24 protein-coding genes and 1 tRNA gene are annotated in these 25,500 nt (G+C 76.2%); 12 read left to right on the forward strand and 13 right to left on the reverse strand.

Features of this window, described 5'->3' with window-relative positions:
* Positions 1-143: 143 nt before the first annotated feature.
* The 3 genes from ACFVU3_RS33480 to ACFVU3_RS33490 all read left to right on the forward strand — a co-directional run bounded on the left by ACFVU3_RS33480 (position 144) and on the right by ACFVU3_RS33490 (position 3,312).
* Positions 144-1,013: a PaaX family transcriptional regulator C-terminal domain-containing protein gene (locus ACFVU3_RS33480; protein WP_390072241.1), complete on the forward strand. Its 870-nt coding sequence runs from the start codon at positions 144-146 to the stop codon at positions 1,011-1,013.
* Between the two features lie 139 nt (positions 1,014-1,152).
* Positions 1,153-2,547 (forward strand): NAD(P)/FAD-dependent oxidoreductase, encoded by a 1,395-nt coding sequence (locus tag ACFVU3_RS33485; protein ID WP_390072243.1) that lies wholly within the window; start codon positions 1,153-1,155, stop codon positions 2,545-2,547.
* Between the two features lie 117 nt (positions 2,548-2,664).
* The gene (locus tag ACFVU3_RS33490; protein WP_390072245.1) at positions 2,665-3,312 is read left to right on the forward strand and encodes an HAD family hydrolase; all 648 of its coding nucleotides are present in this window, start codon (positions 2,665-2,667) and stop codon (positions 3,310-3,312) included.
* A 30-nt stretch (positions 3,313-3,342) separates the two neighbouring features.
* Here the strand turns inward: ACFVU3_RS33490 and ACFVU3_RS33495 are convergent, their stop codons facing one another.
* Positions 3,343-4,923 carry a carbohydrate-binding protein gene (locus tag ACFVU3_RS33495; RefSeq protein WP_390072247.1) on the reverse strand — a complete coding sequence of 527 codons (1,581 nt, stop codon included), beginning with the start codon at positions 4,921-4,923 and terminating at the stop codon, positions 3,343-3,345.
* Between the two features lie 246 nt (positions 4,924-5,169).
* Positions 5,170-5,871, reverse strand: coding sequence for a 2-phosphosulfolactate phosphatase (locus ACFVU3_RS33500; protein WP_390072249.1), 702 nt, complete (start codon positions 5,869-5,871; stop codon positions 5,170-5,172).
* Between the two features lie 191 nt (positions 5,872-6,062).
* Between ACFVU3_RS33500 and ACFVU3_RS33505 the strand changes: the two genes are divergently transcribed.
* Both ACFVU3_RS33505 and ACFVU3_RS33510 read left to right on the forward strand, forming a co-directional pair.
* Complete coding sequence (locus tag ACFVU3_RS33505) at positions 6,063-6,494, forward strand: VOC family protein (protein WP_390072250.1); 432 nt, start codon at positions 6,063-6,065, stop codon at positions 6,492-6,494.
* A 230-nt stretch (positions 6,495-6,724) separates the two neighbouring features.
* On the forward strand, positions 6,725-7,948 hold the full coding sequence (locus ACFVU3_RS33510) for a GNAT family N-acetyltransferase (RefSeq protein WP_390072252.1): 1,224 nt from the start codon (positions 6,725-6,727) through the stop codon (positions 7,946-7,948).
* Between the two features lie 229 nt (positions 7,949-8,177).
* Here the strand turns inward: ACFVU3_RS33510 and ACFVU3_RS33515 are convergent, their stop codons facing one another.
* Positions 8,178-8,570: an anti-sigma factor antagonist gene (locus ACFVU3_RS33515; protein WP_390072254.1), complete on the reverse strand. Its 393-nt coding sequence runs from the start codon at positions 8,568-8,570 to the stop codon at positions 8,178-8,180.
* Between the two features lie 168 nt (positions 8,571-8,738).
* On the opposite strand from ACFVU3_RS33515, the gene ACFVU3_RS33520 reads away from it, so the two are divergent.
* From ACFVU3_RS33520 to ACFVU3_RS33535, 4 genes are all read left to right on the forward strand, one after another.
* The gene (locus ACFVU3_RS33520) at positions 8,739-9,098 is read left to right on the forward strand and encodes an ArsR/SmtB family transcription factor (protein WP_390072256.1); all 360 of its coding nucleotides are present in this window, start codon (positions 8,739-8,741) and stop codon (positions 9,096-9,098) included.
* Positions 9,099-9,200: 102 nt separating this feature from the next.
* Positions 9,201-10,544 carry an MFS transporter gene (locus ACFVU3_RS33525; RefSeq protein ID WP_390072298.1) on the forward strand — a complete coding sequence of 448 codons (1,344 nt, stop codon included), beginning with the start codon at positions 9,201-9,203 and terminating at the stop codon, positions 10,542-10,544.
* 26 nt (positions 10,545-10,570) lie between these two features.
* Positions 10,571-11,353 carry a DUF6193 family natural product biosynthesis protein gene (locus ACFVU3_RS33530; protein WP_390072258.1) on the forward strand — a complete coding sequence of 261 codons (783 nt, stop codon included), beginning with the start codon at positions 10,571-10,573 and terminating at the stop codon, positions 11,351-11,353.
* 67 nt (positions 11,354-11,420) lie between these two features.
* Positions 11,421-11,831 (forward strand): RidA family protein, encoded by a 411-nt coding sequence (locus ACFVU3_RS33535; protein WP_390072260.1) that lies wholly within the window; start codon positions 11,421-11,423, stop codon positions 11,829-11,831.
* Between the two features lie 7 nt (positions 11,832-11,838).
* Here the strand turns inward: ACFVU3_RS33535 and ACFVU3_RS33540 are convergent, their stop codons facing one another.
* Positions 11,839-12,453, reverse strand: coding sequence for a hypothetical protein (locus ACFVU3_RS33540; RefSeq protein ID WP_390072262.1), 615 nt, complete (start codon positions 12,451-12,453; stop codon positions 11,839-11,841).
* A 395-nt stretch (positions 12,454-12,848) separates the two neighbouring features.
* Between ACFVU3_RS33540 and ACFVU3_RS33545 the strand changes: the two genes are divergently transcribed.
* Positions 12,849-14,072 carry a S8 family serine peptidase gene (locus tag ACFVU3_RS33545; RefSeq protein ID WP_390072264.1) on the forward strand — a complete coding sequence of 408 codons (1,224 nt, stop codon included), beginning with the start codon at positions 12,849-12,851 and terminating at the stop codon, positions 14,070-14,072.
* 66 nt (positions 14,073-14,138) lie between these two features.
* On the opposite strand, the gene ACFVU3_RS33550 is transcribed toward ACFVU3_RS33545, so the two are convergent.
* The 8 genes from ACFVU3_RS33550 to ACFVU3_RS33585 form a co-directional block, all read right to left on the reverse strand.
* Complete coding sequence (locus tag ACFVU3_RS33550; RefSeq protein WP_390072265.1) at positions 14,139-16,472, reverse strand: hypothetical protein; 2,334 nt, start codon at positions 16,470-16,472, stop codon at positions 14,139-14,141.
* A gap of 3 nt (positions 16,473-16,475) precedes the next feature.
* Positions 16,476-16,547, reverse strand: a tRNA-Pro gene (locus ACFVU3_RS33555).
* 81 nt (positions 16,548-16,628) lie between these two features.
* On the reverse strand, positions 16,629-17,273 hold the full coding sequence (locus tag ACFVU3_RS33560) for an L-threonylcarbamoyladenylate synthase (protein ID WP_390072266.1): 645 nt from the start codon (positions 17,271-17,273) through the stop codon (positions 16,629-16,631).
* Positions 17,270-17,902, reverse strand: a complete 633-nt coding sequence (locus ACFVU3_RS33565; RefSeq protein WP_390072268.1) for a carbonic anhydrase — start codon at positions 17,900-17,902, stop codon at positions 17,270-17,272. The genes ACFVU3_RS33560 and ACFVU3_RS33565 overlap by 4 nt, the downstream gene beginning before the upstream one ends.
* Before the next feature lie 140 nt (positions 17,903-18,042).
* Positions 18,043-18,771, reverse strand: a complete 729-nt coding sequence (locus ACFVU3_RS33570; RefSeq protein WP_390072270.1) for a hypothetical protein — start codon at positions 18,769-18,771, stop codon at positions 18,043-18,045.
* A 432-nt stretch (positions 18,772-19,203) separates the two neighbouring features.
* Complete coding sequence (locus ACFVU3_RS33575) at positions 19,204-20,388, reverse strand: MFS transporter (protein WP_390072300.1); 1,185 nt, start codon at positions 20,386-20,388, stop codon at positions 19,204-19,206.
* 35 nt (positions 20,389-20,423) lie between these two features.
* The gene (locus ACFVU3_RS33580) at positions 20,424-20,990 is read right to left on the reverse strand and encodes a Chromate resistance protein ChrB (RefSeq protein ID WP_390072272.1); all 567 of its coding nucleotides are present in this window, start codon (positions 20,988-20,990) and stop codon (positions 20,424-20,426) included.
* Positions 20,991-21,050: 60 nt separating this feature from the next.
* Positions 21,051-22,091, reverse strand: a complete 1,041-nt coding sequence (locus ACFVU3_RS33585) for an NlpC/P60 family protein (RefSeq protein ID WP_390072274.1) — start codon at positions 22,089-22,091, stop codon at positions 21,051-21,053.
* A gap of 272 nt (positions 22,092-22,363) precedes the next feature.
* Here ACFVU3_RS33585 and ACFVU3_RS33590 point away from each other — a divergent pair, with 272 nt between their 5' ends.
* Both ACFVU3_RS33590 and lysA read left to right on the forward strand, forming a co-directional pair.
* Positions 22,364-22,852: an SAV_915 family protein gene (locus ACFVU3_RS33590; protein ID WP_390072276.1), complete on the forward strand. Its 489-nt coding sequence runs from the start codon at positions 22,364-22,366 to the stop codon at positions 22,850-22,852.
* Positions 22,849-24,291 (forward strand): diaminopimelate decarboxylase, encoded by a 1,443-nt coding sequence (gene lysA / locus ACFVU3_RS33595; protein WP_390072278.1) that lies wholly within the window; start codon positions 22,849-22,851, stop codon positions 24,289-24,291. Before ACFVU3_RS33590 ends, lysA begins: the two co-directional genes overlap by 4 nt.
* Before the next feature lie 20 nt (positions 24,292-24,311).
* Here lysA and ACFVU3_RS33600 read toward each other — a convergent pair whose 3' ends face one another.
* The gene (locus tag ACFVU3_RS33600) at positions 24,312-25,325 is read right to left on the reverse strand and encodes a phosphotransferase (protein WP_390072280.1); all 1,014 of its coding nucleotides are present in this window, start codon (positions 25,323-25,325) and stop codon (positions 24,312-24,314) included.
* Positions 25,326-25,500 lie beyond the last annotated feature (175 nt).

A 25,500-nucleotide genomic window follows, 5' to 3' on the forward strand; every position in this document is an offset into this window, starting at 1 on the left:
CCGGGGGCGGGGCGCGGGATCGCCGCCTCGCTCACGCACCGGCGGCGCCAAAGCTAGGCAACTTCTCGTCTGCGGTCAACAGAGTGCCGAACATTCATGTCGAGGGTGCCCGCCCGGAGAACCCGCCCGCCTACGCTGTCCCCGTGACACCACCCGCCCCGCGGCCCACCCCGGAAGCCGAGCCCGACGCCGGCGAACGGGGCGGCGCGCCCCGCCCCCAGTCCCTGATGCTGAGCTTCTTCGGGATCCACGTGCTCGGCACCGGCACCGCGCTCTCCTCGGCCAGCGTCATCGACGCCCTGGCCCGCGCCGACGTCGGCGAGGACGCCGTCCGCTCCACCCTGACCCGCATGGTCGGACGGGGACTCCTGGACCGGCACAGGCGCGGCCGCCGCATGTACTTCTCGCTCACCGACCGCGCCGCCGCGGTCCTGGCCGACGGCGAGGAGCGCGTCCGGCGCACCGGCGTGGTCAACCACGCCTGGGACGGCACCTGGACCCTCGTCGGCTTCTCGCTCCCCGAGTCCTGGCGCCGGGAGCGTCACGACCTGCGCTCCCGGCTCGTCTGGGCCGGCTTCGGCCCGCTCCAGAGCGGCCTGTGGGCGGCCCCCGGCCGCGTCGACGTCGCGCCCCTCGCGGCGGAGCTCGGGCTCGGGGACCGTATCAGGGCCTTCCACGGCCAGGCCGCCGCGCCGACCGAGGCCGGTCCCCTGCTCCGTACCGCCTTCGACCTCGACGCCATCGCCGACGGCTACCGCGCCTTCCTCGCCCGCTGGGGCGACGACGGGCCCGGCACCTCCGGCGCCCGCGACGACCTCGGCCGCCAGCTCCTGCTGCACACCGACTGGCTGGAGCTCGTCCGCCGCGACCCGTACCTGCCCGCCGGACACCTCCCCGACGCGTGGCCCGCCGAGGCCGCCGAACGCGCCTTCCGCGGACTCTCGGAGCGGTACGACCCCGGTGCCAGGCGCATCGCGGAAGGGCTCCTCGATCGCTGGGACCCTCAGGGCTGAGAGGTGCCGGCGCAGGTCAGGGAGGTGTGTCGAGCCTTACGTCAACACCATTGACCTTGCTCGGCGCGGCCGGGTCTCATGGGCGGCACCTCGGAAGGAACCCCGCGACCGGGCTCCTCCGCGATCCGAAGGACACCCCATGGACCACCTGACCTCGCTGCGGGACGCCGCCCCGACGCCGTTCTGGCTCGACGACCCCCGCCGCCCCCGGGCCACCCCCGCCCTCGTCGGAGGCACCACCTGCGACCTCCTGGTCGTCGGCGGCGGCTACGCCGGCCTGTGGACCGCGCTCGTCGCCAAGGAGCGCGACCCCTCCACCGACGTCGTCCTCATCGAGGGCGAGGAGATCGGCCACGCCGCCTCCGGTCGCAACGGCGGCTTCTGCGAGGCGAGCCTCACCCACGGCCTCGGCAACGGCCTCGACCGCTGGCCCGGCGAGATCGCCACCCTCGAACGCCTCGGCCGCGAGAACCTCCAGGCCATGGAGGACACCATCGAGCGGTACGGCATCGACTGCGACTGGGAGCGGACCGGCTCCCTCACCGTCGCCACCGAACCCCACCAGGTCCCCTGGCTCGCCGAGGAGGCCGAGACCGCCGCCCGCCACGGCGCCGACACCGCCCTCCTCGACGCCGACGCCGTCCGCGCCGAGATCGACTCGCCCACCTTCCTCGGCGGCCTGTGGAACAAGAACGACACGGCCATGGTCAACCCGGCCCGCCTCGCCTGGGGCCTCAAGCGGGCCTGCCTCGACCTCGGCGTCCGCATCCACGAACACACCCCCGGCCTCGCCCTCGACGAGCACGGCGCCGTCGTCGCCGTCCGCACCCCCTACGGCCGGATCACCGCCCGCCGCGTCGCCCTCGCCACCAACGCGTATCCGTCGCTGCTGCGCCGCCACCGCCTCTACACGGTCCCCGTCTACGACTACGCGCTGATGACGGAGCCCCTGAGCGCGGACCAGCTCGCCGCCGTCGGCTGGAAGAACCGCCAGGGCTGGTCCGACCCGGCCAACCACTTCACCTACGTGCGGATCTCCGCCGACGACCGCATCCTGTGGGGCGGCTACGACGTCGTCCACACCTACGCCGGCCGCGTCAGCGCCGACCGCGACCAGCGCCCCGAGACCTTCGCCACCCTGGCCCGCACCTTCTTCACGACCTTCCCGCAGCTGGAGGGGATCCGCTTCAGCCACGCCTGGGGCGGGGCCATCGACACCAGCACCCGGTTCTGCGTCTTCTTCGACACCAGCCACCACGGCAAGGTCGCCTACGCCGCCGGCTTCACCGGCCTCGGCGTCGGCGCCACCCGCTTCGGCGCCGAAGTGATGCTCGACCTGCTGGCGGGCGCCCGCACCGAGCGCACCTCGCTCGAACTCGTCCGCCGCAAGCCGCTGCCCTTCCCGCCCGAGCCCGTCCGATCGATCGGCATCGGCATCACGCAGCGCTCGCTCACCCGGGCCGACCGCGACGAGGGCCGCCGCGACCTGTGGCTGCGCACCCTCGACCGCCTCGGCCTCGGCTTCGGCAGCTGACCACCCCCTGCCCCTCCCCTTTCGTGCGCCGCCCTCCCGAGGGCGGCGCACGAACGGGGGGAGCGCCGTCCCGCGCCCGCGCCGTACGCTGGCCCCCGGACGCGGGAGGGAGCGGTGATGGGCGGACGGCTGCTGCACGTCTTCGACATGGACGGCACGCTGCTGAGGGACACCTCGGCCAGTCTGGAGATCGCCGCCCGGCTCGGCTGCCTGGACGAACTCCGGTCACTGGAGGCCGAGTTCGGGGCCGGAACCGTCGACACCCGGGGCTTCGCCGCCGCCCTGTACGGGCTGTGGCGGGAGCTGACCCCGGACGTCGTCGCCGCCGCCTTCGACGGAGCGCCGTGGATGGGCGGACTCCCGGAGGTCCTCGCGGACATCCGGGAGCGGGGCGACCGGGCCGTCGTCGTCACCATGTCGCCGGACTTCTTCGCCGGCCGGCTGCGCGGTCTCGGCGTCGACGACGTGGTGGCCTCCGGCTTCCCGCCGCCGCCCTTCCGGTCGGCGCCCGACCCGGCCAGGATCCTGGTCCCCGAGGACAAGGTGACCGCCGTGGACCGCATCCGTACCGCCCTCGGCCTCGACCGCGACTCCTGCGTGGCCTACGGCGACTCCGGCTCGGACGTGCCGCTCTTCTCCGTCCTGCGCCACACCGTCGCCGTCAACGCCGCGCCGGGGCTCCGCGCCCTGGCCGGCGCCGGCTACGACGGGGACGACCTGCGGGCCGCGTACGCCCTGGGCAGGGAGCTGCGCGCCCGCACCTGAACGAACCGGTGCGGGCGCGCGGTTCGCGGGTCACCAGGTGACGGGCCTGCCCCCGAAGGCGACGGCCAGCGAGCCGTTCGCGGCGAAGGACCAGCCGAGGGCGCCGGTGTGGTTCGCGCACCGGGAGCCGTTCGTCCCGGACCAGAACTGGTTCGTGGCGTCGGCGTCACCCACGAGCTTGTCGTGGGTGCCGGTGCTCGTGCTCCGGCAGGACGTGTTGCCCCGGAAGACCGACGTGCCCGCCTCGAAGGTGTAGTTGCGCTGCGCGTTGTCGACCGAGATGTTCTCCGAGACCTTCAGCGAGCCGGGGTTGCTGTTGTACGTGAAGCCGTGCTTGCCGTTGCGGTAGGCGATGCTGCGCCGCACGACGTGGTCGACCGCGATGGACTCCCCGCCGAGCTTGTAGCCGTTGCGGTCGCCGTTGGCGTTCACCGTGCCGTCGGAGAGGGTGCCGTTGGTGTACGCGAGGGAGTACTCGATCGTCACCGGGTCGATCGGGCCCGTGTCCGGCTTGGTGTAGAGGTCCCAGCCGTCGTCGATGTTGTGGTGGGCGACGGCGTACCGGAAGACGTTCCCCGGTCCGGTGGTCAGCTTCGCGGCGAAGCCGTCGGCGTTCTCGCCGGCCGTGTCGGCGTTGTCGTGCGACTCGACGCTCACCATGAGGTTGCGGGCCGGCCACCGGTCGCGCGGGGTGCTGGAGGCGATCCGCCCCAGTTGGAGACCGGTGTCCCGGTTGAGGCGGGTGACCGTGCGCTCGATGACGTTGTCGCTGCCGCCGACGTAGATGCCGTTGTCGCCGGCGCGCTGGACGATCAGGCCCTTCACGTGCCAGAAGTTCCCGTTCAGGGCGAGGCCCCGGTGGGAGGAGGACTCGGCCATCGCGGAGAAGTCGAGGACGGGGGTCTCGCCCGGGTAGGCGGCGATCGTCTTGCGGGCGGCGGAGGTGCCGTCGTTGCCCGCGGCGACGGTCACGGTCTGCGCGTGCGCGTACGTGCCGCCGCGCAGGTAGATCGTGCCGCCGGCGCCGATCCGGGTGATCGCGGAGGCGAGCGTCGTCGGGTCGGCCTGGGTGCCGGAGGCGCCCGCGGTCCCGGCGGGCGACACGTAGAGCGCGGGGCCGGAGGGGGCGGGGGAGTCGGCGGTGACGAGCTCGACGTGGTCGACGTTGGGCAGCCCGGCGGCGGTCGTCGGGCTGAGCCGGACGGTGTTGTTCCCCGCCGCGACCGGCACGGTGAACGTCTTCGACGTCCACCCGGTCCAGGTGCCGGTGGACTCGAAGGACGCCCCCGCCGCCACGGTCGTCCCGCCGACCACGACGTCGGCGGGGCGGGCGGCGGTCGTGCCGTTGGCGAACCGTACGGTCAGCGTCGCGGTCCCGGCGGCGGGAGCCGACACGGTGAACTGCGCGGACGCGCCGACGGCGTTGGTGCCGTTGCAGAATCCGCTGCCGGAGAAGCCGGTCCATTCGGAGTCGATCGTTCCGGTGCAGACGGCGGGCGAGGACTCGGCCTCGTACCGGGCCGTCGCGGCCTGGGCGCCGCCGGTGGCGGACAGCGCGACGAGGGTGCCGGCGACGAGGCCCACGCTCACGGCGAGGGAAGGGGTGCGCATCGGTGTCTCCTGGTGGGGGAGGCGGCTCGGACACGGGCGGGAAAGCGCTTTCTCGCATGCGCCGCCGACGGTAGGCGGAGTGTCGGAGACACGTCAATATGCGGGTACGTGATTGAGGTTCATGAATATGAACGAGAAGGGGTCGTCGAGACGCGGGACGCGACGCGGGGTGGGACGCGCGTCGGAGCGCGTGTGGGGGCGCGTGTGGGGGCGCGCGTGGGGGCCGCGCGGGGCGACGCCCGGCGGTCAGTTCGCGGCGTCGCCCGCGCCCGCCGGCGCGGGGTGCGCGCGCAGGACCATGAGCGAGTCCTCCAGGGTCGCCACCATGGCGAACGGGAACCGGTCGAGCTCCAGGCGGAGGGCGACGTCGTCGGGGTGGGCCCCCTCGCGCACCCCCTGGGTCAGCTCGGCGGCGGCCCGCGACGCGCCGGCGCGGCGGAGGAAGCCGGCGGCGTCCGTGCCGGTCCCGGCGGCCCTGCCGGCGACGTACTCGGCGCAGGCCAGGTCCTCGTCGGCCCGCCCGTCCTCGCCGGTGACGACGAACGTGACGGCGCCGGCCGCACGGGCCCGCAGGACCCGGGCGGTCGCCTCCGCGACCACGAACCCGGCGCACAGCACCAGTTCCGCGTCCTTCACCGCGAGGGCGCCGACCGTCCCCGCCGTGGTCTTCTGGACGACGGTCCGCCCGGTGAGGTCGGCGGAGCGCAGCAGCCCGGGCGAGTTGACGAGGTCGAACCCGGGCGCGGGCGGCCCGTCCTTGAGGGCCACCCACTCCGGGTGGCGGGTCCTGAGGGCCAGGGCCTCGTCCAGCGACGCGGCGAGGACGATCCTCTCCGCGCCCCGGGCGAAGGCCCAGGCGGCCACGGTGTAGGCGCGCATGACATCCACCACGACCGCCACGGACGGGACTTCGGTGAGCTCGGTGATGCCGAGGAAACGGGCGTCCATCCGGATCATGATTCCGTACGGGCGCCCCGCGGAGCGCCGGCCGTGAGCCGCTTCACACCCGCGGTCTCGCCGTGCGAGACCGCCACCGCCTCTCAAGTGTCGTTCAGGCGAAGGGAGTCGGCGCAGGGGCCGCGGACGCGGACGCGCGAAAATACCCGGGGCTCCGAAGCGGTCCGCCCTATGATGGCGCGATGCCGTTGATCAAGAACGTCCAGATCACCTTCGACTGCGCGGAACCCGAGCGCGTCGCCCGCTTCTGGTGCGCGGTGCTCGGGTACGACACTCCGCCGCCGCCCGAAGGGTTCGGCTCCTGGGGCGAGTTCGACCGCGCGGAGCCCGGGCGGCGGGGTGCGGACCACGCCGCGATCAACCCCGTGGGCGGCGAGCCGCGGCTGTTCTTCCAGCGCGTCCCCGAGGGCAAGGTCGCCAAGAACCGCGTGCACATCGACGTGCGGGCCGGCACCGGACTCGTCGGCGCGGAGCGCCTGGCGGTGCTGGAGGCCGAGTGCGCGCGTCTGGTCGCGCTCGGCGCGGTGCACGACTACACGCTGTACGCGGACGGCGAGAACGAGTCCTGCATCGCGATGCGGGACATCGAGGGCAACGAGTTCTGCCTCGACTGACCGCGCCCGGACGGGCGTTGGGCCCGCCGAGCCTCCGGCCCTCCGGCCCCCCGCCGCATCCGGATCGCCGGCTCGCACCGGAGGCGACGGGGCGGGCCGGAGCCGTGTTCCCCGCGCGCTCCGGCCGCCGGCCCCGCCCCGTAATTCGTTTGACCGGACCCCGGGCCGCCGCTGCACTGGTCCGGGGCGCCACAGGGCCGTGGTGCCGGCACGAGGAGGCAGCGCCAGCGATGGAGATCCGTTCCACCACCGACGAGGACCTCACCGTCTTCGTCGACACCATGCTCTCCGCCTTCGGGCTCTTCGCCGAGGGCCCGCCCGAGGGCGGCGCCTGGTGGTCGGCGCTGGAGATGGACCGCAATCTGATGGCCGTCGCCCCGGACGGGCGGCCCGTCGGTACCGCGGGCGCGTACACCTTCGAGCTCACCCTGCCCGGCGGGACCGTCGTCCCGGTCTCCGGCGTGACCGCGGTGGGCGTGCTGCCCACGCACCGGCGCCAGGGCGTGCTCAGCGCGCTGATGCGGCATCAGCTCGCCGAGCTGCGGGCCCGGGGCGAGGTCCTCTCCGTCCTGCTGGCCTCCGAGGCCCTGATCTACCGCCGGTTCGGCTACGGACCGGCGACCTCCACCCAGCGGCTGACCGTGCCGCGCCACCGGGGCGCCTTCGCGCCGCTCCGGGCGCCCGGAGCGGACGGAGGGCAGGCGGCGCGGGACACCGGATCGGTCGAACTGCTGCGGAGGGCCGGCTGCGGCCCGGTCCTCGAAGAGGTCTACGACCGCTACCGCCGCGCCCAGCCCGGGGCGCTCTCCCGGCCGCACCGCTGGTGGGCCCTGGGGGCCGGACAGCCGCCGGTCGCGTCGGCCCGGCGCCACGTCGCCGTCCACCGGGACGCCGGCGGGAAGGCGGACGGGTACGCCTCCTACTCCGTCGACTCCGGCACGCTGACGGTCGACGAGATCGTCACCGCCGACGACGCGGTCTTCGCGGCGCTGGCCCGCTTCGCGCTCGGCCACGACCTCGTCACCCAGGTCGTCTTCCGGCACGTCCCGCCCGGCCATCCGCTGCGCCATCTGCTCGCGGACTACCGCGCCGGCGAGGTCGGCCACGACTCCGACTGGCTCTGGGTGCGCCTGCTCGACGTCCCGGGCGCCCTCACCGCGCGCGGCTGGCTCACGGACGGCGAGCTCGTCCTCGACGTCGACGACCCGTTCCTCGGCGAGCGCGCCCGCCACCTGCTGACCGTCCGGGACGGCAAGGCCGACTGCGTGCCCACCGACCGCGAGCCCGACCTGTCGCTGGACGTCGGCGACCTGGGCGCGGTCTACCTCGGCGGCACGGCTCCCGGCACCCTCGTGCGCGCGGGACATGTGCGGGCCCACCACGCGGACGCGGCCGCCCGCGCCGACGCCCTCTTCCGCACGGACCGCCCGCCGCACTGCCTGCACTGGTTCTGACCGGACGCGCGGGTCCTCCACGAGGGGGCCCCGCGCCCCACGGCTGCCGGCACGGGCAGGCGTCACTTCCACGGTCGCCGCCACGGGCAGGCCCCGCGCCCACGGCTGCCGCCACGAGGAGACCCCCGCGCCCGGGCCGCCGCCACGGGGAGCCCTTCCCCCGATCGGATCCGGCGCCGACGGCCTCCCGGGGCGCCGGTTCAGGCATTTCCGGCGGCCCGTCCGGGCTTCAGGCGTTCTCGGGCCAGGCGTCGCTACGCCATTCGCGTTCCTCGACGCCCCGGTCCCGGTGCGCGGCGAGCGCGGCGGCGAGGTCGCCGTGGACCTCGATGACCACCAGGCCGTCGCCGAATCCGGCGTCCGCCCCGCCCTCGGGCACGGCGGCGAGTTCGAGCCCGCGCCCCTCGGCGGCGAGCCGCGCCGCGGCCTCGGTCACGGCGAGCCGCCCGCCGTCGGACCATCCGCGCAGCCCGGTCAGGTCCAGCACCACGGGCCCGGTGCCGCGCGCGAGCGCCCAGCCGACGGCCCCCTGGAACCGCCCCACGGCCTCCTGGCCGAGGAAGCCGGCCAAGGAGAGCACACCGAGGCCGGGGTGGATGGTGTACCGCCACTCGATGGTCATGGTCGTCTCTCCTCGCTCCCGGCCATGTCCCGGCCGTCCGCAGCATCCTCACCCGAGAGCGTGTTCCCGTGCACGGCGGTCCACGGATCGGTCACCCGTCCCGATCCGCGGACAGCCCAAGGGGCACCGCCGGCGGTCGGGTCCGCGCTCCCTCCCTACGATGGGCCCATGGCGGATCCCGTGCGTGACCAGGTCGTGTCCCCCGTCCATCCGAGGGCGCCGGGGGCGCCGGAGCTCGCGGCGGCGGCCGAGGTGTTCGGGCTGCTCAGCGACCCGACCCGGCTGCAGCTGCTGTGGGTGCTCACCCGGGGCGAGGCCGACGTCGGCGCGCTGACGGAGGCGTGCGGGGCCGCGCGGCCGGCGGTCAGCCAGCACCTGGCCAAGCTGCGGCTGGGCGGGCTGGTGCAGGCGCGGAAGGACGGGCGGCGGGTGGTGTACGCCCTGCCGGACGGGCATCTGAAGCGGCTGGTGGTCGAGGCCCTGAACCGGGCCGACCACGTGGTGACGGGGGAGCCCTGGCACGACTGAGCCGGAAGGCGGAACCATCGTCTTCACGTCGACATGTGCGCACACATGCACGTGTCGGCTACGGTGGAGGGGACCGCACCCCCGCCGACCGAGGGCGTCCCCATGCTGTCCGTCCTGCGCGACCGCACGTACCGGCACCTCTTCCTCGCCCAGACCGTCGCCCTCACCGGCACGGGCCTCGCGACCGTCGCCCTCGCCCTCCTCGCGTACGACCTCGCCGGTGCCCGCGCGCCCGCCGTTCTCGGCACCGCGCTCGCGCTCAAGATGGCGGCGTACGTCGGCCTCGCCCCGCTCGCCGGGGCGCTGGCCCGCCGGGTGCCGCGCCGGGCCCTGCTCGTCGGCGCCGACCTCGTCCGGCTGCTCACCGCGCTGGTCCTGCCCTTCGTGGACCAGGTCTGGCAGGTGTACGCGCTCGTGCTGCTGCTCCAGGCCGCCTCGGCCGTCTTCACCCCCGCCTTCCAGGCGACGATCCCGCGCGTCCTGCCCGAGGAGCGCGACTACACCCGTGCCCTCGCCCTCTCCCGGCTCGCCTACGACCTGGAGAGCCTCGTCAGTCCGGTCCTCGCCGCCGCCCTGCTCGCCCTCGTCCCGTACGGGTGGCTGTTCACCGGCACCGCGGCCGGCTTCCTCCTCTCCGCGCTCCTCGTCCTGCCGCTGCGTCTCCCGCCGGACGCCCCTCCCGGCCCCCCGGCGGAGCGCGTCACCGGCGTACGGCTCCTGCTGGCCACGCCCCGGCTGCGCGCCCTGCTCGCGCTCGACCTCGCCGTCGCCGCCGCCGGCGCGATGGTCCTCGTCGACACCGTCGTCCTCGTCCAGGACGGGCTGGCCCGCCCGCCCGGCGATGTCTCCCTCGCCCTCGCCGCGTACGGGGCGGGCTCGATGGCCGCGGCCCTGCTGCTCCCGCGCCTGCTCGGCCGGACCGGGGACCGCGCCGTCATGCTCCCCGCCGCGGGCGTCCTCGCCGCCGCCCTCGCGCTGCTGACCGCCGGCCTCGCCTCCGGCTGGGCCGGCCCGCACCGGACGGCCGCCTGGCCCGCGCTGCTCGCCCTCTGGCTCTGCCTCGGCGCCGCGACCTCGGCGGTCCTCACCCCCGGCGGGCGGCTGCTGCGCCGGTCCGCGGCCGATCCCGATCTGCCCGCCGTCTTCGCCGCCCGCTTCTCCCTCTCGCACGGCTGCTGGCTCGTCACCTACCCGCTCGCCGGCTGGCTCGCCGCCCGCGCCGGGACCGCCGCCTCCGCCGCCGCCCTCACCGTCGTCGCCCTGGCCGCGGCGCTCGCCGCCGCCCGCCTCTGGCCGCGCCGCGACCCCGAGGAACTGGAGCACGCCCACCCCGAACTCCCGGCGGGCCACCCCCACATGGCCGCCGCGACCGGCCCGGGCCACCGGCACGTCCACCCCTTCCGCATCGACCCCCTCCACCGCCACTGGCCCACCCCCGCCGGCTGAGGAGCGGACGAGGCAGTATTCCCGCCATGACCTCGCCTCCCGAACCCGCCGTCCTGTTCCCCGACATCGCCGCCGCCGGCAGCCTCGCCGCCGCGCTCCGCGCCGTCGCGGCCGGCGCCCTCGACGACGTACCGCTGACCTCGCCGGCCCGGGAGCCGCTGTCGGGCGCGTCCGCGGGCAGCGTGCTGCCGTACCGGGAGGCGATGCGCGTCTCGGCGTGGAGACACGAGCGGAAGTGGTCGGTCGGCGCGGACGACCCCCTTCTCGGCCTGTCCCTGATCCACGGTGTGACGGACGATCTGGCCCAGGTCGCGAGGGCGCTCCGCGCCTGGCACGACGGCGCGGCCCCGGACGGCGTCCACGCGGTGGCCCCCTTCGCCCGGCCCACCGGCCGCTCCGAACTGACCGAGCCCGACCCCGCCCGTCTGGTGGAGTCCGAGTGGCGGCACCTGCGCACGGAGGCGGCGGAACTCGACACCCCCTGGGCGGACGCGTACCGGGCGCTCGTCGAAGCGGCCCACGCCGAGCCGCGGTTGAGGGCGCTGTATCCGTTCACGAGCCACTGGAGCCTGCGGTTCTCCGCCGCGACCCGTCCGTACCTGGACGTCGTGGGGCCGAACCTGGAGTGCGCGGGGGAGGACGGCTACCGGGTGGCCGTGTTCATGACCGAGCGGGGTCGGCCCTTCGCCACGGCCCCGGAGGCGGTCGCGGAGGCGGTGCGGCTGCTGCCGGAGGAGCTGGGGCCGACGCGGTTCGGCGACGCCCGTCCGGGGGCGGGAAATGCGGTCGAGGCGGCGGAGGAAGCCTGAGAGGGTGGTGTGTTCCCGTGACCGGGGCCGGTCCGGCCCCGGTCCGCCGCCGCCGAGAGGAGCCGCCGTGCCCCGAGCCGTCCGCCTCATCCGTTCCGCCACCCTGTCCGACGTCGCCGAGTACGCGTACGCGGCGACCGCGCCGGCCGGGGCCCGGCTGATCTTCCTGGCGGGCTCCTGTCCGCTCGACGCCGACGGCGCGACCGTCGCCGTCGGGGACGTCGCCGGGCAGGCGGCCGCCTGCGTCGAGAACCTGCGGACGGCGCTGAAGGACGCCGGTGCCGGGATCGAGGACGTCATCAGCACCCGGGTGCTCGTCGCCACGACCCGTCAGGCCGACCTGGTGGCCGCCTGGGAGGTGGTCCGGGACGCCTTCGGCGCGCACGACGTGCCGAGCACCCTGATGGGCGTCACCGTGCTCGGGTACCACGACCAGCTCGTCGAGATCGAGGCCGTGGCCGCCGTCCTCGACGCCTGACCGTCCCTCACGCGGGCCCGCGCGTCCACAGCGTCAGATCGCTGGACGTTGCGACGGCGAGGGTCCGCCCCGTGGGGGAGAAGCCGGCGGCGCGCAGCGTCGACCAGGTGGAGTGGAGGACGTGCCACCAGCCCTCCGTGTGCGGCGGGCGGTGCCAGTTCCCGCCGTTGGCGGAGAGCAGGATCCGGTGGTTCGGCCAGTCGGGGGCTTCGGTGTCCACCGTCCAGCCGTCTCCGCTCGTGCTGTGCAGACCGCCGCCGTACAGTCCGGCGATCCGCACCCGCCGGCCGGCGAGCGGGCCGATCCAGGGGCACGACAGGTCCGGGGTGTCGTCCGGCCCGTCGTCCTCCGGGTCCCGGTCCCGCGCGATCCGCTCGCCCGTCACCGCGTCGAAGACCCCGTACCCCTGGTGGGAGACGACCATCACCAGGTCGTGGCCGGTGACGGGGTCCACGCCGAACCCGATGCCGGTGAGCCCGCCGACGGCGGCGCGGTCGCCGAAGACGTTCCGCCAGGGCGCCGGCGCCGGGACGACCGGGGCGGCGAGGAGCCGGCGGCGCAGTTCCGCCTGGTACGGGGGCAGGGCGGGGGTGCCGTCGTCCGGCGCGGTCGTGCTTCGCATGCCCCGATCATGACGGAGCCCCGCCGGGGGCGGTGCCCCGCCCCCGGCCGCGGCGAGGACGTCCCGCCGCCGTACCGCCCCCTCGGTGTCCGTCCGGCTTTCGTGCGGCACCGTCCGGTGGCCGGTCCTCGTGGGTGTCGGCCGGAACGTGACGGTGGCGCGGGCGGGGTGGTTCGTGGCGGTTCGCCAGGGGATCGACCGGGTCTCCGTGTCCGCAGCGTGTCGGATGCATGACAAGGGTCCAACTTCCTTGATCCGCCCGGCCGGTGCGGCACAGGCTACTGCCCACGCCGAGCGGAGGCCCCCCTCCCCGGCGGTGCGTGCGACCGCACGCGACCCCCACGAACCGCGCCGCCCGACCCAGGGCGCGCCGCCAAGAGGAGGAACCCCTCACCATGGCACTCCCCGCGAACCGCACCGCCCGACGGGCCCTGATCGCCTCCGCCGCCACCGTCGCCGCGCTCGCCACCGGCCTCACCGTGGCCCCCGCGCAGGCCGCCGCCCCCGCCCCCGCCGAGGGCGTCGTCCTCGCCGCCGGCTCGCCCGACGCCGTCGACGGCAGCTACCTCGTCACCCTCAAGCAGGGCGCCGGATTCGCCGCCGGCTCCGCCGAGGGCCGCGGACTCATAGCCGGTTACGGCGGCAAGGTCGGCAAGACCTTCGGCTCGGCCCTCAACGGCTACACCGTCACCCTCGACGCCGCGGCCGCCCGCCGCCTCGCCGCCCACCCCGCCGTGGCGACCGTCGAGCAGAACCAGATCGTCCGCGCCGACGCCACCCAGACCAGCGCGCCCTGGGGCCTCGACCGCATCGACCAGGCGGACCTCCCGCTCTCGGGCACCTACACCTACCCGGACAGCGCGGGCGCCGGAGTCACCGCGTACGTCATCGACACCGGCGTACGCGTCAGCCACGGCGAGCTCGCGGGCCGGGCCGTCAACGGCTACGACGCCGTCGAGGGCGACAACGTCGCGCAGGACGGCAACGGCCACGGCACCCACGTCGCCACCACCATCGCCGGCTCCACCTACGGCGTGGCCAAGGCCGCCAAGGTCGTCGCCGTCCGCGTCCTCGACGCCAACGGCTCCGGCACCACCGCCGGTGTCGTCGCCGGCATCGACTGGGTGACCTCCCACCACGCCGCGGGAGCCCCCGCCGTCGCCAACCTCTCCCTCGGCGGCGGAGCCTCGACCACCCTCGACAACGCCGTCAAGCGCTCCATCGCGGACGGCGTCACCTACGCGGTCGCCGCCGGCAACTCCGGCGTGAACGCCCGCAATTCCTCGCCCGCCCGCGTCACCGAGGCCATCACCGTGGGCGCCACGAGCAACACCGACGCCAAGGCGAGCTGGTCCAACTACGGCGCGGTCCTCGACCTGTTCGCCCCGGGCGTCTCCATCACCGCCGGCTGGCACACCAGCGACACGGCGACCAACACCATCTCCGGCACCTCCATGGCCACCCCCCACGTCGCCGGAGCCGCCGCCGTCTACCTCGCCGGCCACACCTCCGCCACCCCCGCCCAGGTCGCCACCGCCCTCGTGAACGGCGCCACCCCCAACAAGGTCACCAGCCCCGGCAGCGGCTCCCCGAACCGCCTCCTCCGCCTGGTCCCGTAACCCCCGGCCCCCACCGCGCGGACCGAACCCCGGCGCCCCCACGGGCGCCGGGGCACGGCCGTACCGTCACGCCCACGGACCGGGCCGCATCCAGTGCCCCCCGTCCGTCCACCCGGTCAGCCGCCGCGCCCGGCCCGCCCGCGCCGCGCCCTCCGCGTCGAAGGCGCCCCCGTCGGCGACGTGCCGCAGCCCCAGCAGCGCGGGCGCCAGCCGGGACGCCACCGGAGCCCGCCGCGCCGCCTCGCCCGGCAGCCACGCCAGGACCCCGGCCCGCTCGTCCTCCCCGCACAACGACAGGTGGAAGACCATCTGCCGCCAGGCGTACGCCGCGTCCTTGAGGTCCCGCAGCGGGTACGGGCCCCGTCCCGCCCGCTCGGTGATCCGGCACACCGTCCCGAAACAGCGCCGGGCCAGCTCCGCCCAGCCGGGCTCCGGCGCGATCCCGAGCCGCCGCACCAGCACGGCCAGGTTGTGCGTGGTGAGGATCTGCGCCTGCTCGACGACCATCCCGTACCCGGCGACGGAGTCGTACCCCGGCTCCCGGCCCGCCCGGGCGTGGCACAGCCGGGCGAACTCCGCGCGCGCCCCGCCGTCCCCGCCCGGCCCGGTCCGTCCGCCGGCGCCCGGCCGTCCGTCCTGCCGCGCGGCCAGGGCGGCCACCCGCGCGTAGTCGATGCCGTAGTACCGCTCGTACAGCGAGCCCCCGCCCAGGAGTTCGGCCGCGACCCCCGCCGCCGCGAGGAACCCGCCGCTGAACCGGCCCGTGAAGATGTCCGCCGCCAGCTCCTCCACCAGCGGAACGCGGGGCCCCGCCCCGTCGAGCAGCGCGCCGAGTTCGCGGACGAGCGGATTGGGCAGCAGCGTGCCGGGGAAGTGCTCCACGGCCGTCTCCGCCAGGAGCCGCGCCGCCGCGGCCGCCGAGCGCCGGGTCGCGCCGTCGCCCTCCGCGTACCCGGCCACCGCCCGCACCCACGGCAGCTCCTCCGGCCGCACCTGAGGGGCGAGACCGAGCAGCAGGAGCGACCGACGGCCGCGGAAGGCCCGGTAGGTGGCCGCCATCAGCGCGCGCAGCCCCGGCTCCCGGTAGACCCCGGCCCGCTCGGCGCCGACCAGCTGCGGCACCAGCTCCGCCATCGCCTCCGCCGACGGGACGACACCGGACGCGACCAGCTCGCCCAGCGGCGCGCTGCGCGTCCGGTCGACCACCCGCCGCACCGACCCCGGCATCGCGGCACCCCCGGGCAGGCCGGTGCGCCGCCCCTCCTCCTCCGTCACCGGCGCCACGTACGCCGCCACCTCGGCGATCCCCGACTCCTGCGGCAGACCGGCGAGCCGGTCCGCGACCAGGTGCGCCAGAGCGTGGTGGGCGGGCAGCGCGGCCTGTGCCGCCTGCGCCGTCCGCAGCGCCGCGTGCCGCTCCGAACCCGGCAGCCCCCGCTTCCGGACCATCCCCGTGACCGCCGCCCGCACCAGACCGGCCCGCCGCGCGTCCAGCCCCCGTCCGGCCGTCAGCTCCGCCAGCGCCCCGCGCAGGATCCCCTCGTTGCCCTTCGGGTCGCGGTGCCGGCGGGTCAGCGCATGCGCGGCGGCCAGCCGCTCGTAGCGCTCCAGCAGCGTCCGGCCGCGCGACAGCCAGGCGGCGTCCGGCACCGCGCCCGGCCGCACCACGCCCTCCGGGCCAGCGAACTCCAGCCAGTGGATCAGGAGTTCGTCGGCGAACGGGCGCCACACGGCCAGCGCCTCGCGCTGCGCCTCGACCGCCGGCTTCGCGGCCCGGCCGGCGAGCGCGGTCCGGGCTCGCGCGACCGTGGACCGGTGCACCGACCCGGCGTCCGGGGCGGGCCGGTCCGCCGGGCGCGGGAGGAACCGGAGCCGCTCCGCGAACGGCCGCAGCACACCCACCAGTTCGGCCGCCGCCTCCGGCTCGCCCGCCCGGACGAGCCAGGCCACCGTCAGCAGCGCCGCCTCCTCCGGCAGGGTCACCTCGTAGCGGCCCGAGTCGAGCAGGTCCCACAGGACGGAGAGCCCCGGCTCGGTCAGGTGGTGCGCGAAGAGCGCCGCCCGCTCGGCGGGTACCCCGGCACGCCGGGCCGCCTCCGCCTCGTACGCCTGGAGCGGGCCGCCGGCCCGCGCCGAGCCGGTGGCGAAGCCGCCGTGCAGGACCTCGGGCGTCACCCAGGCGGGCAGCCCGGCCACGGGGGTGCGGGAGCCGATCCGCAGACTGCCGGAGGCCATCCCGGAGAGGACGTCACGCCAGCCGCGCGCCCGTTCGCCGGCCCGCTCGCGCGCCGCGGGATCCTCGTGCGCGAGGGAGGCGGTGAAGGCCAGGGCCAGGCGGTGCCGGGCGTGGTCGGTGAAGGATACGGGCGTCGGAGGCTGCTGGTCAGCGTGGATGTCCATGAGCCGACGTGGCGGGTGCCGCCCCCGCTCCCTCCGGGTCCCGAGCCCGGCGCTCTGCTGCTGAGCTACACGTCGATGGGGAACGACGGTAGCCACCGCCGGGGCCCCGGGGCAACGGAGATTCCGTCGGGCCCGGAGCCGGGGCGGGAGCGCGGGTCAGGGGACGATCAGGTCCGGTACCAGCGCGCGGAGTCCGGAGACCGGCAGGACGCCGTCGCGGACGAGGCGCGGGGTCTCGCCGCTGAGGTCCACGATGGAGGACGAGACCGCGCCCGCGGTCCGGCCGCCGTCGAGGTAGACCGCCACCGACCCGCCGAGCATCGCCTGGGCGGCGTCGCAGTCCTGCGGGGACGGGTGGTCCGTCAGATTGGCGCTGGAGACCGCCAACGGGCCCGTCTCCGCGAGGAGTTCCAGGGTCAGCGGGTGGTCCGGCATGCGGACGGCCACCGTGCCGCCGGTCTCGCCCAGGTCCCAGTCCAGGGACGCCCGGTGGCGGACCACCAGGGTCAGCCCGCCCGGCCAGAAGGCGTCGATCAGCGCCCGGGCCGCGTCGGGGAGCTCGTCGGTCAGCTCGCCCAGCGCGGCGGCCGAGTCGACCAGCACGGGGGAGGGCTTGTGACGGCCGCGGCCCTTGGCTGCCAGCAGCGAGGCGACCGCCTTCGGGTCGAAGGCGTCGGCCCCGACCCCGTACACGGTGTCCGTCGGCAGGACCACCAGCTCGCCGCGGCGCACCGCGGCGGTGGCCTCGGCGAGGCCCGCCGCGCGGGCCGCCGGGTCGGAACAGTCGAAGCGGGACGTCACGCCGCAGCGCCCTCCTCCGCCACGACCCCGCGCGTGGTGACCAGACGGGCGCTGCCGCCCGCCAGCTCGTAGCCGAGGCCGACGACGGCGATCTCACCGGCCGCCACCTGCTCGGACAGCAGGCGGGAGCGGTCCAGGAGCAGGTCCACGGTGTGCCGGATGTGCTCGTCGATGATGTCGCTGTCCGCCGTCAGGCCGGCCGTCCTGGCCGCCAGTATGCTCGGCGTCACCCGCTCCACCACGTCCCGGACGAAGCCGGTCGCCGCGAAACCGTCCTCGACGGCCGCGCGGGCGGCGGCGACGGCGCCGCAGGAGTCGTGGCCGAGGACGACCACGAGCCGGGCGCCGAGGACGCTCGTCGCGTACTCCACGCTGCCCAGGACCTCGGGGCCGAGGACGTGACCGGCGGTGCGGACGACGAACAGGTCGCCGAGCCCGCGGTCGAAGATGATCTCGGCCGCGAGCCGCGAGTCGGAGCAGCCGAGGATGACGGCGAACGGGTCCTGGCCGGGCGCGAGCTCGGTGCGGCGCGCGGCGTCCTGGTTGGGGTGCTCGGGCGTGCCCGAGACGAAGCGACGGTTGCCGTCGAGGAGGGCGTCGAGGGCAAGGGCCGGAGAGGTTCTGGGCATGCCGCCACCCTATGCGCGGCCCCCGCCTCCCGCGCTACCGGGTGGACCCCCGTCACCGCCCCGTGTGACGGATCGCACCCACCGCGCCCCGGGGGCGCCGCCACGCCCGCCGGCCCGTGAGGGGCCGCGAGGGGACGGTGTCAGGCCGTCGCGTCCCAGGCGCGTGTGAGTCCGTCCAGCCAGGCCGGCGGCAGTTCACCGGCGTCCCACTCCTCCCGCAGCTCGGCCGGGCGGGCGCCGAGCCGTTCCAGGACGGCGAGGCTCGTGGGGGAGTGGACCAGGGTGTACCGGCCGTGGATGGCGATCGCGCTGCCCGGGCCGTAGGTGGCGTACAGCCGCTCCAGATGGGACCGGTGCTCGGCGGCGAACGCCGTCAGCCGTCCCGGATAGGCGGCCCGCCGCCGTACCCCCATCGTCGCGAGCACGGCCGCCAGGACCTGCTCGGTGACCTCGGGGTCGAGGTCGGACTCCTCCGTGAAGGAGAGGTACAGGGGGACGACCGCGACCTTGGCCCGCTCGACCTCCATCCGGCCGACCCGGGGCCGGGCGTCCGGGTCCTCGGCGGCGTCCGCGGCGACGGCCGCGCCCAGGGCCCGGTCGGCGAGGCCCGCGAGCCCCTCGGCGACGGCCTGTGAGCCGTCGCGCCAGCCCGCCGCGTACGGTTCCTGGCTGCCCGGCGGGGCGTGCCGTCCGGTGCCGGCCAGTTCGTCGTGCGCACCGGCGAGGGCGCCCGCCTCGACGAGGCCGATCAGCTCCTCGGCGTCGCCGGAGTACACCCCCGCCCGCGCGAGGAGCTGGAGCAGCGTCGTCCTCGCGTTGTCGACGCTCGCGGCGTCGAGCCGCGGCCGTTCTTCCCGGGCGGCGGTCATGGGTGGTCCTCCTCCTCGCGGTACCGGCGCGTTCGGGTGCGGCGGACGCGCCTTCGAGGACGCGGCGATCACGGGCCCGGGCCACGCTCCCCTCGCGGCGGCGCACGTACGGGACCGGTGATCGGGTCCTCGAACGCCGAGGTTTCCAGCTCCCCGGGCCCTCCGTCCAGCCGACGTCCCGGTCCCCTCCCACCAGGCACGCAGTGCCATCCGCGCCCTCCCGTCGCGACGGGAGGCGACGACCCGGATCCCCTGGGGGATCACATACCCCCTACCGGTATGAATCGGTGAGGGTGAAGGGCAGGCCGAGAGGTGGGACGGCGACACGAAGTGCCAGTCGGGACCGGTCGGGTGACCCGCCGTGACACGCGCCCGCGCCGGCCGCCCTGCGGGCCGGCGCGGAGCCCGCACGGGCCCGGGTCCGCGCGCGGGTCAGGCCGGCGGCCCGTCGCCGGCCGGGGCGGGGCCCGCCGCGCCCGGAGCCGCGCGCCCGCGGCCGGACCGGGCGAGACCGATCAGCGGGCCGACGGCGATGACGCCGGCCAGTGCGGCGTAGCCGGGGCCGATCCCCGCGAGGGTGGCCACGCCCGCGACGAGCAGCGGGCCGCCCGCGTCGCCGAGTTCGCGCCCCAGTTCGGCCGAGCCCATGGTCTGGCCCAGCCGCTCCCGCGGCGTCGAGGAGGCGAGTGCCGCGAAGCCGAGCGGGGTGATCAGGCCGGTGCCCGCGCCGATGAGGACGGCGGCGGCCAGGATCCCGGGAAGGCCGGGGACGATCGCGCAGCCGAGACCCGCCGCGGTGACGAGCAGGCCCGCCGTGATCCCCTTGCCGGTGGTGATCCGGCCCTCGTCCAGGGCCCGTCCGGCCCTCGGCTGGACGAGCGCCGCGGTGAGGGCGAGGGCGGAGACCGCGGCACCGGTGGCGACCGTGCCGTAGCCGGCGGCCGCGCCGGACACCGGCAGGAATCCGACACCGACCGACAGGGCTGCGGTCGCCGCGGCCAGCGCGGCCGTCGGCCGCAGGAAGACCGGGTCGGTGAGCCGGCGCGTGAGGTCGAGCACCGTCTGGCGGCGGCGCGGCAGCGGCGGCACGCGCTCCACCGCGAGCAGCGCCCAGACGGCGACGAGCGCGGCCAGCGCCGCCATCACGCCGAAGAGGAGCCGCAGTCCGCCGAGCCACATCAGGGCACCGCCGAGGAGCGGGCCGAGGGTGTAGCCGATCGACTTGTGGAAGCCGTACGAGCCGAAGGCCCGCCCGTGCTTGGCCGCCGGGTTGAGCCGGGCGACCAGCGCGGAGGCGGACGGGGAGAACGCGGAGGCGGCCGCGCCCTGTCCGAGCCGGGCCACCCACAGCCAGCCGGGGCTGTCGGCGACGGCGTAGGAGGCGGAGGCCAGGGCGAAGCCGGCCAGGCCCCCGATCATCACGGGCCGGGCGCCGATCCGGTCGGCGAGCGAGCCGAACAGCGGCTTGAGCAGCACCTCGGCACCGTCGTAGAGGGCGAGGAGCGCACCGAGCATGAGCAGCGAGCCGACGACGTCGCCGGTGTCCCCGCCGAGGACGGCGGCGACGCCGTGGGCGCCGAAGGCGGTGGTGAAACCGGCGGCGTAGAGCGGCCACATCCGCCACGACGGCGCCGCCTCCCGCGTCTCCTCGCTCACTCCTCCTCACCACCCGGCCGGTGCAGCGCGCGGAAGACCAGCTCCGCGTACTCCTCGCAGACGGCGACGCAGTGCGCGAGCCGCTCCCCGGCCGGCCCGGCGAGGGCGGCGCCGAAGTAGTCCCGGGCCGTCAGGTCCCGGTGCCAGCGCCGCAGCCGCTCCAGCGACTGTTCCTCCTCCTCCAGTTCGGCGAGGGTGAACTTGGCCGTGCGGATCTCCTTGGCGATCTCCTCCTCGAACTTCCCGCAGTCGGCGAGGAACTCCGTCCAGTCGTCCTCGCGCGCGGCGGTGAACAGCGCGGCGAACCGGGCGGCGTCCTCGGGGTCCCGGCCGGCCGCGTCGAGGCGGATCGCCTCGCCCCCGGCCCGCGCGGTGAGTGCGAGGGCGCGGGTCACGCCGCCCTCGAAGGCGGGCACGTCGGGCACCGCCCAGACGCCCTGCCCGAGCGAGAGGGCCCCCACCTTGCGCAGTTCGCGCCAGACGGCGACCCGGTGCCGGGAGGGTTCGGACGGCAGCCTGACCACCAGGAGCAGCCAGCGGACGGACTCTTCTCTTGTTGTCACGCCGGGGAATGTAGCAGCCGTTACATCTTCATGTGTGCGGAGCGTACCGGCTCGGGCCGGTCAGCCGATGCGTACGCCCCACATGAAGGGCATCCCGCTGCGGGCGATCGACTCGTAGCGGACCTGGGCGCCGGGCTTGGGAGAGTGCAGGATCTGGCCGTTGCCCGCGTAGAAGCCGATGTGGCTGAGATCGGTCCGCATCACGATCAGGTCCCCGGGCCGGAGGTCGGGCAGCCGGTCGATCCGGGTCCCGACGGCGGCCTGCGCCTGCGAGGTGCGGGGGAGCGAGACGTCCGCCTGGCGGAACGCCCACGAGGTCAGCCCCGAGCAGTCGAAGGACGACGGGCCGCTCGCCCCCCACACGTACGGCAACCCCACCCGGCTCCTCGCCGCGGCGAACGCGGCCGCCGCCCGGCCGGAGGCGCTCGGCTCGTTCCCGAGCTCCACCCGCGCGCTCGCCCGGTTCGCCCGCTGCTCCGCCTCGGCGATCCGCGCCCGCTCCTTCGCCGAGAGGGTGTTCAGCAGTCGCTGCGCCTCGCGCAGCTTCCCCTGGATCCGTCCCTTCCGCTCGCCCAGTTCGCGCTGGACGGCGCCGAGGTCGCGCAGCCGCTCCTGGGTCTCGCCGCGCTGCTGCCGCAGCACGCGCTGCTCGTCGAGGAACCGGCGGAGCGTCGCCGCCTGCCGGTCGCCCGCCCGCTCCAGGACGCCGGCGCCTTCGAGATACGCGTCGGGGTCGGAGGAGAGGAAGAGCCGCAGCGCCGGATCCATTCCGCCGGCGCGGTACTGGCCGGCCGCCAGCAGCCCGATGCGGTCGCGGAGTTCGTTCAGTCCGGCCTGCTTGCGCGCGACCCCGTCCTGGAGGATGCCGACCTGCCGTCGGAGCGCGTCGGCGCGCTCCTTGGCGCCGTTGTACTCCTCCGTGGCCCGGGTCGCCTCCTCGTGGAGCCGGTCCACCTGCGCCTGGACGCCCTTCTTGGTGGGGTCGGGGAGCGGATCGGCCGTGGCCTGCTGGGTGGAGAGCACCACGGCGGCGGCCGCCGTCGCGGTCACGACACCGGCGTAGCGGGGGTGCGGCTGCTTGGGGCGGCGGTGCGACGGCACGGCGGAACTCCCTCTTCCCGGGGCGACGGACGGGCTCGGCCGGCCGGGCGCGAGCTCGTGAATACTAAGCAGCTTAGAGGATTAGAAGCAATGATCGTCGGGTGCGGTGGGCCGCCGCGGGGCGGCCCCCGCGTGACGAACGCGTCAAGAGTCGGCCGGGTCGGCGTCAGGACCGCGTCAGGGACGGGGACGCGCCCCGCCGCGCCGGGCAAAGCTGCGAGGAACACGCCCCGCCGGACCACCGCCGGGGCCCGACCGCCCGGGAGGATCCCATGCCCCGCACCCCGCTCGCCGACGACCGCGGACCCGCCGGCCGAGGACCCGCCGACTCCGAACCCGCCGATCCCGAACCCGCCGAACCGGTCCCGGCCGGACGGCTCTGCGTGCCCGTCCGCCCGGGACCCCACGGCGTCACCGCCCGCCTCTTCCGCACGCCCGTCGGCGCCCGCACGGCCGTCGCCTTCACCAGCCCCGCACGGCTCCGCGCCACCCTGGGGCCCGCCCAGCCCTGGATCCCGCTCTCCGAGCCCGCGCTGCGCGCCCTCGCCCGGCCCCTCGGCGTCCACGCCCTGACCGTCGACCCCGTCCTCACGGCCCCGTTCACCCCGGCCCCGGCACGGGAGGCCGTTCCCGAGACCGTTCCGGACGTCGTCCGCGAGGCCGTTCCGGACGCCGCGCCCGCCCCCGTCCCCCTGGCCCCGCGCCCCGGGACCCCGTGCGCCCGCCGCGTCGACGCGGCCGTCAGGGGGACCGCCGCATGACCCTCACCGACCTGCTCGCGGACGGAGCCGGAGCCGAAACCGGAGCCGAAGCCGAGGCCGGATCCGGCCTCGTGACCGCAGCCGGAATCGACACCGGAGCCGAGCCCGGCACGGGATCCGTCCCCGCGTCCGGCGACGCCCGCCGCGCCTTCTCCGTCTGGCCCGCCACCACCACCGAGGACGCCGGCGGCCGGGTCCTCCTCGCCGGCGTGCCGCTCGCCGACATCGCGGACGCCCACGGCACCCCCGTCTACGTCCTCGACGAGGCCGAGATCCGCGACCGCTGCCGCACCTACCGGGCCGCCTTCCCCGACGCCGACGTGCACTACGCGGCCAAGGCGTTCCTCTGCCGCGGCCTCGTCCGGCTCGTCGACGAGGAGGGCCTCGGCCTCGACGTCTGCTCCGCCGGCGAGCTCGAACTCGCCGTCACCGCCGGCTTCCCGCCCGACCGGATCCTCCTGCACGGCAACGCCAAGACCCCGGCCGACCTCGACACCGCACTGCGCCTCGGCGTCGGCCGGATCGTCATCGACAGCCCGGCCGAGATCGCCCGGCTCGCCGCCGCCGTCGGCCCCCGCGGCCACCAGAAGGTCATGCTCCGGGTGACGCCCGGCGTCGGCGCCGGAGGCCATGCCAAGATCCGCACCGGCACGGACGACCAGAAGTTCGGCCTCTCTTTGCGGGACGGCCACGCCCAGCACGCCGTCGCCCGGGTCCTCGACCAGCCGCAGCTCGAACTCACCGGCCTGCACTGCCACCTCGGCTCCCAGATCACCGAGGCCAAGCCCTACCTCACCGCCCTGCGCCGGCTCGTCGGACTCATGGCCCGGGTCCGCGACGCCCACGGCGTCGTCCTGCCGGAACTCGACCTCGGCGGCGGCCACGGCATCGCGTACCGGCCCGGCGACCCGGTCCTCGACCCGACGGCCCTCGCCCGCCGGCTCCGCACGGCCCTCGCCGAGAGTTGCGCCGCCGCCGGGCTGCCCGTCCCCCGGCTCCTCATCGAGCCGGGCCGGGCCGTCGTCGGGCCCGCCGGAATCGCCCTCTACCGGGTCCTCGCCGTCAAGACGACCGCGGGCCGGAGCTTCGCCGCCGTCGACGGCGGCATGAGCGACAACCCGCGCCCCGCCCTGTACGGGGTGCGGTACGCGCCCCGCCTGATCGGCCGCCGCTCCACCGCCCCGGCCGTCCGCACCACCGTCGCCGGCCGTCACTGCGAGGCGGGCGACCTCCTCGCCGAGGACGTCGACCTGCCCGCCGACCTCCGCCCGGGCGACCTGCTCGCGGTGCCGGTGGCCGGCGCCTACCACCTGTCGATGGCCTCCTCGTACAACCTCGTCGGCCGCCCGCCGGTCGTCGCCGTCCACGACGGCGCCGCCCGGCTGCTCGTCCGGCGGGAGACCCTGGAGGACCTCCGCGCCCGGGACGTCGGCCTGTAGAGGTCAGGTCCCCCGACGGGTCACCACGCGTCGGCGGCGGCGAACAGCTCGCGGACCCAGTAGGCGCTCGCCTCCTCGCTGTCGCCGGTCGGCGTGCCGGGGAAGAGCCGGAACCACGAGCCGGCGCGGCCCAGCGCCGCCAGCCGCACCGCGAGGGCCGCCGCCCGGCGCAGCTCCGCCGCCGACGGCCCGAGACCGGTCCAGTGCTCCAGGTACGCGTCCACCATCGGGGCCACGTGCCCGGGGCCGTACCGCTCCCGGACCTCCCGGACCGGGACCAGGAGGCTGCCGAAGGGGTGCCCGACACAGGCGTCCCCCCAGTCGAAGAAGGTGAAGCGGCCGGGGGCGGGGGCGAGGATCTGCCCGTCGTGCAGGTCGCAGTGGTCGAGCGAGTCGGGCAGGCCGTACGCGTCGAGTTCGGCGCACAGCTCGGCGAGCCGGGGCCGGCGGCGCAGCAGCGCCTCCCGCTCGGCGGCGTCGAAGCGGGGGTTGCCGGCCACGAGCGCCTCGAAGACCTCCGGCAGTTCCCGCGTCCGCGCCCCCGGCACCCGCAGGGCGTCGAGCCGGTCCGCGTACGGGACGATCCGCCGCTGCATCTCCCCGTACCGGCCCAGCGCCGTCGCCCACGCCCCGGGGCCGGCCGCGCCCGCGTCGAGGACTCCGCGGAACAGCGGCCCGCCGTCGGGCAGCAGCGACCAGCCGCGGTCCGCGTCCACCGCCAGCGGGGTCATCACGTGCTCCGGCGCCCACCCGGCCAGCGCCCCGGCGAGCCCGGCCTCGAAGGCGTTCGACGGGGCACCCGCCTTCAGCCACACCGCGTCCCGCTCGCCCGCTCCGGTGCGGAACCGGACGAGGACCGACCAGGGGCGCACCCGGACCTCGCGCGGGCCGGACTCGGCCAGCCCGTGCCCGGCCAGGACCCGCTCGGCCCAGCCCAGCACCTCCCGCCGCCACTCCTCGTCGTCCCAAGGGGTCGCCGCGTCCGGGAACCGGCCCCGGTCCACCACCGTCGTGCGCGCGTCGCTCGTCTGCATCCGGCGATTCCACCACCGGCCCGCCCCCGGACGCACCGGAATATGCCGGTACGCGACGTGGGCGCGGCACCCGGGAGGCACCGGGGCGGGACGGCCGGGTCCTCCCGCCCGCCCGGCCCCCTGACGCCGGACCATGGCGCTCCGGCCCGCGGGCTGGCACCGTGGGCGCCACCGG

This window comes from Streptomyces sp. NPDC058052 (genome assembly GCF_042885515.1).
Classification (GTDB): Bacteria; Actinomycetota; Actinomycetes; order Streptomycetales; family Streptomycetaceae; genus Streptomyces.

Bases quoted from the DNA above. Each gene is read 5' to 3' on its own strand.
- ACFVU3_RS33485 (WP_390072243.1), top strand. From the start codon at position 1,153: ATGGACCACCTGACCTCGCTGCGGGACGCCGCCCCGACGCCGTTCTGG.
- ACFVU3_RS33490 (WP_390072245.1), top strand. From the start codon at position 2,665: ATGGGCGGACGGCTGCTGCACGTCTTCGACATGGACGGCACGCTGCTG.
- ACFVU3_RS33495 (WP_390072247.1), bottom strand. From the start codon at position 4,923: ATGCGCACCCCTTCCCTCGCCGTGAGCGTGGGCCTCGTCGCCGGCACC.
- ACFVU3_RS33500 (WP_390072249.1), bottom strand. From the start codon at position 5,871: ATGGACGCCCGTTTCCTCGGCATCACCGAGCTCACCGAAGTCCCGTCC.
- ACFVU3_RS33505 (WP_390072250.1), top strand. From the start codon at position 6,063: ATGCCGTTGATCAAGAACGTCCAGATCACCTTCGACTGCGCGGAACCC.
- ACFVU3_RS33510 (WP_390072252.1), top strand. From the start codon at position 6,725: ATGGAGATCCGTTCCACCACCGACGAGGACCTCACCGTCTTCGTCGAC.
- ACFVU3_RS33515 (WP_390072254.1), bottom strand. From the start codon at position 8,570: ATGACCATCGAGTGGCGGTACACCATCCACCCCGGCCTCGGTGTGCTC.
- ACFVU3_RS33520 (WP_390072256.1), top strand. From the start codon at position 8,739: ATGGCGGATCCCGTGCGTGACCAGGTCGTGTCCCCCGTCCATCCGAGG.
- ACFVU3_RS33525 (WP_390072298.1), top strand. From the start codon at position 9,201: ATGCTGTCCGTCCTGCGCGACCGCACGTACCGGCACCTCTTCCTCGCC.
- ACFVU3_RS33530 (WP_390072258.1), top strand. From the start codon at position 10,571: ATGACCTCGCCTCCCGAACCCGCCGTCCTGTTCCCCGACATCGCCGCC.
- ACFVU3_RS33540 (WP_390072262.1), bottom strand. From the start codon at position 12,453: ATGCGAAGCACGACCGCGCCGGACGACGGCACCCCCGCCCTGCCCCCG.
- ACFVU3_RS33545 (WP_390072264.1), top strand. From the start codon at position 12,849: ATGGCACTCCCCGCGAACCGCACCGCCCGACGGGCCCTGATCGCCTCC.
- ACFVU3_RS33550 (WP_390072265.1), bottom strand. From the start codon at position 16,472: ATGGACATCCACGCTGACCAGCAGCCTCCGACGCCCGTATCCTTCACC.
- ACFVU3_RS33565 (WP_390072268.1), bottom strand. From the start codon at position 17,902: ATGCCCAGAACCTCTCCGGCCCTTGCCCTCGACGCCCTCCTCGACGGC.
- ACFVU3_RS33570 (WP_390072270.1), bottom strand. From the start codon at position 18,771: ATGACCGCCGCCCGGGAAGAACGGCCGCGGCTCGACGCCGCGAGCGTC.
- ACFVU3_RS33575 (WP_390072300.1), bottom strand. From the start codon at position 20,388: ATGTGGCCGCTCTACGCCGCCGGTTTCACCACCGCCTTCGGCGCCCAC.
- ACFVU3_RS33590 (WP_390072276.1), top strand. From the start codon at position 22,364: ATGCCCCGCACCCCGCTCGCCGACGACCGCGGACCCGCCGGCCGAGGA.
- lysA (WP_390072278.1), top strand. From the start codon at position 22,849: ATGACCCTCACCGACCTGCTCGCGGACGGAGCCGGAGCCGAAACCGGA.
- ACFVU3_RS33600 (WP_390072280.1), bottom strand. From the start codon at position 25,325: ATGCAGACGAGCGACGCGCGCACGACGGTGGTGGACCGGGGCCGGTTC.